The organism is Pseudomonas sp. 18058 (genome assembly GCF_902706155.1).
Taxonomy (GTDB): domain Bacteria; phylum Pseudomonadota; class Gammaproteobacteria; order Pseudomonadales; family Pseudomonadaceae; genus Aquipseudomonas; species Aquipseudomonas rustica.
This window is the reverse complement of sequence record NZ_CACSJY010000058.1, coordinates 26668-35710: the sequence shown is the minus strand read 5'-3', so window position 1 is coordinate 35710 and position 9043 is coordinate 26668. Positions and strand designations below refer to the sequence as shown.

Below are 9043 nucleotides of genomic sequence, written 5' to 3'. Positions count from 1 at the left end.
GGTTGGGTCTGGCTGAAGATCGTGCGGAAGCATCGATCGCCTGTCGTCAGGTGGGGCCGATCAAGTTCAATGGCGATCTGAAGGATGGCGATGAGGTGTTCAAGGAGCGCACATCGCTGGTGTTCAAGACCATGCAGGTGGTGCGTTTCCTCGACAAGAAACGCAATACGCTGGTGTATCTGGTCTATAGCGATCGCCTGATCGAAGGCAGCCCGCAGAATGCTGTTACAGCGATCCCGATCCTGCCATGGGTGCCCGTCCAGCAATAACCCCGCAGATACCAATGTGGGAGCGAGCCTGCTCGCGAAGAGGTCGTGTCAGTCGATAGAGCTATCAACTGACCGATCGCATTCGCGAGCAGGCCCGCTCCCACTTTTTTTGCGCAGGATTTGTTAAATCACAGGCAATAAAAAACCGACCCTAAGGTCGGTTTTTTAATGACTACGTCGATTAAGCGGCTTCTTTCAGCGCTTTAACGTGGCCATTCAGACGGCTCTTATGACGAGCAGCCTTGTTCTTGTGGATGATGCCTTTATCGGCCATACGGTCGATAACTGGCACAGCCAGAACGTATGCAGCTTGAGCTTTTTCAGCGTCTTTTGCGTCAATGGCTTTAACTACATTCTTGATGTAGGTGCGAACCATGGAACGCAGGCTGGCGTTGTGGCTGCGACGCTTCTCAGCCTGTTTTGCACGTTTTTTGGCGGAAGGTGAGTTGGCCACCGTCGAGCTCCTCGAAAGACTTTTTAGGAAATAGCAAACAAAATAGGCCGCGAATCATGCCGATGAAGAGAAGTCTTGTCAAGGGCACTTGAATCGTTCCGCTAAGTGGTAGGTATAAAGAGGCGGGATATTTATTTCCGGCGCTTGACCTGTAAACTCGCGAGCTTTGGCTCTGTGCTGCTGCGGCGCGGAGTATCGCATAAGTAGGCGCTTAATTCGCCTGCTGTTTATCGACAGGCACAAATTCCCTCAATGAATCTGCTCAAATCGTTGGCCGCCGTCAGCTCTATCACGATGCTTTCCCGGATTCTGGGTTTTGTTCGTGACACGCTTATCGCCCGCACATTCGGCGCCGGGATGGCGACAGACGCCTTCTTTATCGCCTTCAAACTGCCCAATCTGCTGCGAAGAATTTTTGCCGAGGGCGCTTTCTCACAGGCATTCGTGCCAATTCTGGCCGAATACAAAAGTCAGCAGGGCGAAGAGGCGACCCGTACCTTCATTGCCTACGTATCGGGCTTGCTGACGCTGGTACTGGCGATCGTCACCGCGCTGGGCATGATCGCGGCGCCTTGGGTGATCTGGGCCACGGCGCCCGGTTTCACCGATACGCCGGAAAAATTCCAGCTCACCTCTGATCTGTTGCGGGTGACGTTCCCTTATATATTGCTGATCTCGCTGTCATCGCTGGCCGGCGCGATCCTCAATACCTGGAACCGTTTCTCGGTGCCCGCATTTGTGCCGACCTTGCTTAACGTCAGCATGATCGTGTTCGCGCTGTTCCTCACACCGTACTTCGATCCACCAGTCATGGCCCTTGGCTGGGCGGTATTGGTCGGTGGTCTGGCGCAGCTGCTCTATCAACTGCCGCACCTGAAAAAGATCGGCATGCTGGTGCTGCCGCGTCTGAACCTGCGCGATACCGGCGTGTGGCGCGTGATGAAGCAGATGCTGCCGGCGATCCTCGGTGTCTCGGTCAGCCAGATTTCGCTGATCATCAACACTATCTTCGCCTCGTTTCTGGTCGCAGGTTCGGTGTCGTGGATGTACTACGCCGACCGTTTGATGGAGTTGCCATCCGGTGTGCTTGGCGTGGCGTTGGGCACGATTTTGCTGCCGACATTGGCAAAAACCTATGCGAGCAAGGATCGTCACGAGTATTCGCGGATTCTCGATTGGGGCCTGCGTCTGTGCTTTGTGCTGGTGCTGCCGTGCTCGCTGGCGTTGGGGATTCTCGCCGAGCCGCTGACCGTGTCGCTGTTCCAGTACGGTCAGTTCAGTGGCTTCGACGCAGAAATGACTCAACGTGCGCTGATTGCTTATTCTGTCGGCCTGCTCGGGATTATCGTGATCAAAGTGCTGGCGCCGGGCTTTTATGCGCAACAGAACATCCGCACCCCGGTGAAAATCGCAATCTTCACGCTGGTGGTTACTCAGTTGTTCAACTTGGTGCTGATCGGCCCCCTGGCTCACGCCGGTCTGGCCTTGGCGATCAGTGCCGGTGCCTGCCTCAACGCCGGACTGCTGTTCTATCAACTGCGCAAGCAGCAGATGTACCAGCCGCAGCCGGGTTGGGCCAAGTTCGCTTTCAAACTGGTGGTCGCGGTGGCGGTGATGTCCGTGGTGCTGTTGATCGGCATGCATTTCATGCCGCCATGGGATCAAGGGCACATGCTTGAGCGCTTCCTGCGTCTGGGCGCCTTGGTCGCGGCGGGCGTGGTGTCCTATTTCGGTATGTTGCTGCTGCTCGGTTTCCGCCTGCGCGACTTCAATCGCAAGGCCTTGAGCTAAGGTTTTTCTCTTTATGGAGGGGCGCGGGCCGGCAGTTTTGTCGGCTCGTTCACTTTGCGTTACGGTGTTGCCTGTCGTCGGCCGTCGGGTGTGGTTATAATCGACCACTTTATGAGCAAGAAGCGCGTTATGCAGCTGGTTCGAGGCCTCCACAACTTGCGCCCCCAGCATCGGGGCTGCGTCGCCACTATTGGCAACTTTGACGGTGTTCACCGTGGTCACCAGGCTATCCTGGCCCGACTGCGTGAGCGTGCGCTCGAGTTGGGCGTACCCAGCTGCGTGGTGATTTTCGAGCCGCAGCCACGGGAATTCTTTGCCCCCGAGACCGCGCCGGCACGTCTGGCAAGGTTGCGCGACAAGCTGCAACTGCTGGCGGCCGAAGGCGTTGACCGGGTGTTGTGCCTGGCGTTCAACCAGCGCTTGAGCAAACTCAGCGCCAGTGAATTCGTCGACACCATCCTCGTCGATGGCCTCGGCGTGCAGCATCTGGAAGTCGGTGATGATTTCCGTTTTGGTTGCGACCGCCTCGGTGATTTCGATTTCCTGATGCAGGCCGGGCAGGTTCACGGTTTTACCGTCGAAGCGGCGCAAACCGTCGAGCTGGACGGCATTCGCGTCAGCAGCACGCAAGTGCGCAACGCCTTGGCCGCCGCCGATTTTGCCTTGGCCGAACGTTTGCTCGGTCGCCCGTACCGTATCGCCGGTCGTGTGCTGCACGGCCAGAAACTGGCCCGGCAACTGGGCACGCCCACTGCCAACATTCAACTCAAGCGTCGTCGCGTGCCGTTCACCGGGGTCTATCTGGTGGATGTCGATATCGACGGCAAGACCTGGCCCGGCGTCGCCAATATCGGCGTGCGGCCCACGGTACAAGGTGATGGCAAGGCCCACCTTGAAGTCCATCTTTTAGATTTTGCCGGCGATCTGTATGACCGGCGTTTGACGGTGGTTTTCCACCAAAAGCTGCGTGAAGAGCAGCGCTTCGCCTCCCTGGAGGCATTGAAAACGGCGATCAATGCGGATGTCGCCACCGCCCGTGCACTAGCCGCACCTAGCGCCCATCGCTAATGAAGAGCCTTAAATGACCGACTATAAAGCCACGCTTAACCTTCCGGACACCGCCTTCCCAATGAAGGCCGGCCTGCCACAGCGCGAACCGCAGATTCTGCAGCGCTGGGACAGTATTGGCCTGTACGGAAAGTTGCGCGAGATTGGCAAGGATCGTCCGAAGTTCGTTCTGCATGACGGCCCTCCGTATGCCAACGGCACGATCCACATCGGTCACGCACTGAACAAGATTCTCAAGGACATGATCATCCGCTCGAAGACCCTGTCGGGTTTCGACGCGCCGTATGTTCCGGGTTGGGACTGCCACGGCCTGCCGATCGAGCACAAGGTTGAAGTGACCCACGGCAAAAATCTGGGCGCGGACAAGACCCGCGAACTGTGCCGTGCCTACGCCACCGAGCAGATCGAAGGGCAGAAGTCCGAATTCATCCGTCTCGGCGTGCTGGGCGACTGGGCCAACCCGTACAAGACCATGGATTTCAAGAACGAGGCCGGTGAAATCCGCGCCCTCGCTGAAATCGTCAAGGGCGGTTTCGTGTTCAAGGGCCTCAAGCCTGTGAACTGGTGCTTCGACTGCGGTTCGGCCTTGGCCGAAGCGGAAGTTGAGTACGAGAACAAAAAGTCCTCGACCATCGACGTTGCGTTCCCGATCGCTGACGAAGCCAAACTGGCTGCCGCGTTCGGTCTGCCATCGTTGAGCAAACCTGCCTCGATCGTGATCTGGACCACCACCCCGTGGACCATCCCGGCCAACCAGGCACTGAACGTTCACCCGGAATTCAACTACGCACTGGTGGATGTCGGCGACAAGCTGCTGGTGCTGGCTGAAGAGCTGGTTGAAGCCTGCCTGGCGCGCTACGGCATCGAAGGTTCGGTCATCGCGACCACCACCGGTAAAGAGCTGGAGCTGATCAACTTCCGTCACCCGTTCTACGACCGTCTGTCGCCGGTGTACTTGGCTGACTACGTTGAACTGGGCGCTGGCACCGGCGTGGTTCACTCCGCTCCGGCTTACGGCGTAGACGACTTCGTGACCTGCAAAAAATACGGCATGGTCAACGACGACATCCTCAATCCAGTGCAAAGCAACGGCGTTTACGTGCCGTCGCTGGAATTCTTCGGCGGCCAGTTCATCTGGAAGGCCAACCCGGCCATCGTCGACAAGCTGACCGAAGTCGGTGCGCTGATGCACACCACCGTCATCGAACACAGCTACATGCACTGCTGGCGCCACAAGACTCCGCTGATCTACCGCGCCACCGCGCAGTGGTTCATCGGCATGGACAAAGAGCCAACCAGCGGCGACACCCTGCGTGTACGTTCGCTCAAAGCCATCGAAAACACCAAGTTCGTCCCGGCCTGGGGCCAGGCGCGTCTGCACTCGATGATCGCCAACCGTCCTGACTGGTGCATCTCGCGTCAACGTAACTGGGGCGTGCCGATCCCGTTCTTCCTGAACAAGGAAAGCGGCGAGCTGCACCCACGCACCGTCGAGCTGATGGAAGAAGTTGCCAAGCGCGTTGAAGTCGAAGGCATCGAAGCCTGGTTCAAAATGGACGCTGCCGAGTTGCTCGGCGACGATGCGCCGCTGTACGACAAAATCAGCGACACCCTCGACGTCTGGTTCGATTCGGGCACCACGCACTGGCACGTCCTGCGCGGTTCGCACCCGATGGGTCACGAGAGCGGCCCGCGCGCCGATCTGTACCTGGAAGGTTCCGACCAACACCGTGGCTGGTTCCACTCGTCGCTGCTGACCGGTTGCGCCATCGACAATCACGCGCCGTACCGCGAACTGCTGACTCACGGTTTTACCGTCGACGAAGCCGGCCGCAAGATGTCCAAATCGCTGGGCAACGTGATTGCGCCGCAGAAAGTCAACGACACCCTGGGCGCCGACATCATGCGTCTGTGGGTGGCTTCGACTGACTACTCCGGCGAGATGGCGGTTTCCGACCAGATCCTGCAACGCAGTGCGGACGCCTATCGTCGTATTCGTAACACCGCGCGCTTCCTGCTCTCGAACCTGAGCGGTTTCAACCCGGCCACCGACATCCTGCCGGCGGAAGAAATGCTCGCGCTGGATCGTTGGGCGGTCGACCGCACCTTGCTGCTGCAACGCGAGCTGCAAGAACACTACGGCGAATACCGTTTCTGGAACGTCTACTCGAAGATCCACAACTTCTGCGTGCAGGAGCTGGGCGGTTTCTACCTCGACATCATCAAGGACCGTCAGTACACCACTGGCGCCAACAGCAAGGCTCGCCGTTCGGCGCAAACCGCGCTGTTCCACATCTCCGAAGCGCTGGTGCGCTGGATCGCGCCGATCCTCGCTTTCACCGCCGACGAACTGTGGGAATACCTGCCGGGCGAGCGTAACGAATCGGTCATGCTCAACACCTGGTACGAAGGCCTGACCGAACTGCCAGCTGACGTTGAACTGGGCCGCGACTACTGGGAACGCGTGATGGCGGTCAAAGTAGCGGTCAACAAAGAAATGGAAATCCAGCGCGCGGCCAAAGCCGTCGGTGGCAACCTGCAAGCCGAAGTGACGCTGTACGCCGAAGACGCCCTGAGCGCCGATCTGGCCAAGCTGAGCAACGAACTGCGCTTTGTCCTGATCACTTCGACGGCCAGCGTTGCGCCTTTTGTCAGCGCACCTGAAGACGCGGTCGTGACTGAAGTCAGCGGCCTTAAGCTGAAGATCGTCAAATCGGCCTTCCCGAAGTGCGCCCGTTGCTGGCACTGCCGTGAAGACGTTGGCGTGAACCCGGAGCATCCGGAAATCTGCGGTCGTTGCGTCGACAACATCAGCGGCGCTGGCGAGGTTCGTCACTATGCCTAATGCCGTTGGCCGTTTCGGACGGTTGAGCTGGCTCTGGTTGAGTTTGCTGGTTCTGGTCATTGACCAGGCCAGCAAGTTTTACTTCGAAGGCAAGCTCGAAATGTTCCAGCAGATCGTGATCATTCCTGATTACTTCAGCTGGACGCTGGCGTACAACACCGGCGCTGCCTTCAGCTTCCTCGCGGACAGCTCCGGCTGGCAGCGCTGGCTGTTTGCCCTGATCGCCATTGTGGTCAGTGCGGTGCTGGTGGTCTGGCTCAAGCGCCTGGGTCGCAACGAAACCTGGCTGGCCGTCGCTTTGGCGCTGGTGCTGGGTGGCGCGCTGGGCAATCTGTACGACCGCATTGCCCTGGGTCATGTGATCGATTTCATTCTGGTGCACTGGCAGAACCGCTGGTACTTCCCGGCGTTCAACTTCGCCGACAGCGCGATTACCGTTGGCGCGGTGATGCTGGCACTGGACATGTTCAAAACCAAGAAAACCGAAGAGGCCGTTCATGACTGAACAGGTATTGGCTGAGCAACGCATCGGCCAGAACACGGAAGTCACTTTGCACTTTGCATTGCGCCTGGAGAACGGCGACACCGTCGACAGCACGTTCGACAAAGCCCCGGCGACCTTCAAGGTCGGCGACGGCAACCTGCTGCCAGGTTTCGAAGCGGCGCTGTTCGGCTTCAAGGCCGGTGACAAGCGCACGCTGACTGTTGAGCCGGAAAATGCTTTCGGCCAGCCGAACCCGCAGAACGTACAGATCATCCCGCGCTCGCAGTTCGTCGACATGGAGCTGTCGCCGGGTTTGCTGGTGATCTTCAACGATGCGGCCAATACTGAGCTGCCGGGCGTGGTGAAAGAATTCGACGACACGCAAGTGACCATCGACTTCAACCACCCGCTGGCAGGCAAAACGCTGACCTTTGACGTCGAGATCATCAACGTCAAAGCGATTTAACTGACTCTATGAAGTCAAATGTGGGAGCGAGCTTGCTCGCGAATGCGGTGTGTCAGCCAACAGTAATGTTGCAGGTGATGGCCTCTTCGCGAGCAAGCTCGCTCCCACAGTGTTTTTAACTGTTTTCGCGCGCAAGACACGAGGCACAGCATGCAAATCAAACTCGCCAATCCCCGTGGCTTCTGCGCCGGTGTGGACCGGGCGATCGAAATCGTCAACCGCGCCCTGGAAGTCTTCGGGCCACCGATCTACGTGCGCCATGAAGTGGTGCACAACAAGTTCGTCGTTGAAGACCTGCGCAGTCGTGGCGCGATTTTCGTCGAAGAACTGGATCAGGTGCCGGACGACGTCATCGTCATTTTCAGTGCCCACGGTGTTTCCCAAGCCGTGCGTACCGAAGCCGCCGGCCGTGGTCTGAAAGTATTCGACGCCACGTGTCCGCTGGTGACCAAGGTGCACATCGAAGTCGCGAAATACAGCCGCGATGGTCGTGAGTGCATCCTGATCGGCCACGCCGGTCACCCGGAAGTCGAAGGCACCATGGGCCAGTACGACGCCAGCAATGGCGGCGCGATCTACCTCGTTGAAGACGAAAAAGACGTCGCCGAACTGCAGGTTCACAACCCGGAAAAACTCGCTTTCGTCACCCAGACCACGCTGTCGATGGACGACACCAGTCGCGTCATCGATGCCTTGCGCACACGCTTCCCGGCCATCGGCGGCCCGCGCAAGGACGACATCTGTTACGCCACGCAAAACCGTCAGGACGCGGTCAAGCAACTGGCCGACGAGTGCGACGTGGTTCTGGTAGTCGGCAGCCCGAACAGTTCCAACTCCAACCGCTTGCGCGAACTGGCCGAGCGCATGGCCACCCCGGCCTATCTGATCGACGGCGCCGAAGATCTGCAAGAGAGCTGGTTCGATGGTGTCGAGCGTATCGGCATCACCGCTGGTGCCTCCGCACCGGAAGTGCTGGTGCGTGGCGTGATTCAGCAACTGCAAGCCTGGGGCGCGACCGGCGCCGATGAGCTGGCCGGGCGCGAAGAGAACATCACGTTCTCGATGCCGAAAGAGCTGCGCGTTCGTTCGATCTGACGTTTTTGGTTTTCTGACACAACGCCTGTTCAGCGCTTTTGCTGCTCAGGCGCACGCGACCGGTCGCCGCCAACACCACCTGGCGCTGGCTGACCGGCTCGTGAGCCGAGCAAATATGTAATGTCCCTGCCTGAAACGCCCGTTCGGGCATCAGCGGTTGTCCCAGACTGCTGAAACGCACATAACGCCTTACAGATCCATTGCCGACAATCGGCACCTTCGCGTCACTCGCACGTTCTGCCAGTAATGGATTGCTGCTGTCCGCAGGCCCTTTGCCGCTGATATCCACAATGATCCGCCAGCCCTGACTCCAGTCACCGTTGATGCCATGAATCACCACGCTCTGATTGCGCGTGATGGCCAGGCTGCGTGCGTTGCGAATACCGTCGAGCAGCGACTGCGCGGCCAGATCCCGCTGGTTCGATTCGCGCAGCGTTGCGAACGCCGGATTGACCAACAGCAGAACAATTGCGCCGATCGCCAGTCCCATAAGCAGTTCTATCAGGCTGAAACCATGTTGCGTCATGAAAACTCCCTCCGTGGAGTGTGATGAGCGGCGCGATCCTTACGC

Annotated in this window: 9 protein-coding genes; 7 read left to right on the top strand and 2 right to left on the bottom strand. The window is 58.7% G+C overall.

What is annotated here, in order from left to right; all coding sequences use genetic code 11:
* The coding region (locus tag GVL50_RS23895; RefSeq protein WP_178124217.1) for a CreA family protein at positions 1-269 on the top strand (269 nt) is incomplete at its 5' end.
* A 181-nt stretch (positions 270-450) separates the two neighbouring features.
* Here the strand turns inward: GVL50_RS23895 and rpsT are convergent.
* Complete coding sequence (rpsT, locus tag GVL50_RS23890) at positions 451-723, bottom strand: 30S ribosomal protein S20 (RefSeq protein WP_003228351.1); 273 nt, start codon at positions 721-723, stop codon at positions 451-453.
* Between the two features lie 252 nt (positions 724-975).
* Between rpsT and murJ the strand changes: the two genes are divergently transcribed.
* The 6 genes from murJ to ispH all read left to right on the top strand — a co-directional run bounded on the left by murJ (position 976) and on the right by ispH (position 8472).
* On the top strand, positions 976-2514 hold the full coding sequence (murJ, locus tag GVL50_RS23885) for a murein biosynthesis integral membrane protein MurJ (protein WP_159815277.1): 1539 nt from the start codon (positions 976-978) through the stop codon (positions 2512-2514).
* A 129-nt stretch (positions 2515-2643) separates the two neighbouring features.
* The gene (gene ribF, locus GVL50_RS23880; protein WP_038361708.1) at positions 2644-3582 is read left to right on the top strand and encodes a bifunctional riboflavin kinase/FAD synthetase; all 939 of its coding nucleotides are present in this window, start codon (positions 2644-2646) and stop codon (positions 3580-3582) included.
* A gap of 13 nt (positions 3583-3595) precedes the next feature.
* Positions 3596-6427, top strand: a complete 2832-nt coding sequence (gene ileS, locus GVL50_RS23875; RefSeq protein ID WP_159815276.1) for an isoleucine--tRNA ligase — start codon at positions 3596-3598, stop codon at positions 6425-6427.
* Positions 6420-6932 (top strand): signal peptidase II, encoded by a 513-nt coding sequence (lspA, locus tag GVL50_RS23870; RefSeq protein WP_053123968.1) that lies wholly within the window; start codon positions 6420-6422, stop codon positions 6930-6932. Before ileS ends, lspA begins: the two co-directional genes overlap by 8 nt.
* A gap of 7 nt (positions 6933-6939) precedes the next feature.
* Positions 6940-7377 carry an FKBP-type peptidyl-prolyl cis-trans isomerase gene (fkpB, locus tag GVL50_RS23865; protein WP_172828167.1) on the top strand — a complete coding sequence of 146 codons (438 nt, stop codon included), beginning with the start codon at positions 6940-6942 and terminating at the stop codon, positions 7375-7377.
* 150 nt (positions 7378-7527) lie between these two features.
* Positions 7528-8472 carry a 4-hydroxy-3-methylbut-2-enyl diphosphate reductase gene (ispH, locus tag GVL50_RS23860; protein ID WP_159815275.1) on the top strand — a complete coding sequence of 315 codons (945 nt, stop codon included), beginning with the start codon at positions 7528-7530 and terminating at the stop codon, positions 8470-8472.
* Here ispH and GVL50_RS23855 read toward each other — a convergent pair.
* Positions 8429-8998: a GspH/FimT family protein gene (locus GVL50_RS23855; protein WP_159815274.1), complete on the bottom strand. Its 570-nt coding sequence runs from the start codon at positions 8996-8998 to the stop codon at positions 8429-8431. The two genes, ispH and GVL50_RS23855, sit on opposite strands and share 44 nt — an antisense overlap.
* Positions 8999-9043 lie beyond the last annotated feature (45 nt).

Excerpts from the sequence above, each read along its gene's own strand:
- murJ (WP_159815277.1), top strand. The coding sequence starts at position 976 with ATGAATCTGCTCAAATCGTTGGCCGCCGTCAGCTCTATCACGATGCTT.
- ribF (WP_038361708.1), top strand. The coding sequence starts at position 2,644 with ATGCAGCTGGTTCGAGGCCTCCACAACTTGCGCCCCCAGCATCGGGGC.
- ileS (WP_159815276.1), top strand. The coding sequence starts at position 3,596 with ATGACCGACTATAAAGCCACGCTTAACCTTCCGGACACCGCCTTCCCA.
- lspA (WP_053123968.1), top strand. The coding sequence starts at position 6,420 with ATGCCTAATGCCGTTGGCCGTTTCGGACGGTTGAGCTGGCTCTGGTTG.
- ispH (WP_159815275.1), top strand. The coding sequence starts at position 7,528 with ATGCAAATCAAACTCGCCAATCCCCGTGGCTTCTGCGCCGGTGTGGAC.
- GVL50_RS23855 (WP_159815274.1), bottom strand. The coding sequence starts at position 8,998 with ATGACGCAACATGGTTTCAGCCTGATAGAACTGCTTATGGGACTGGCG.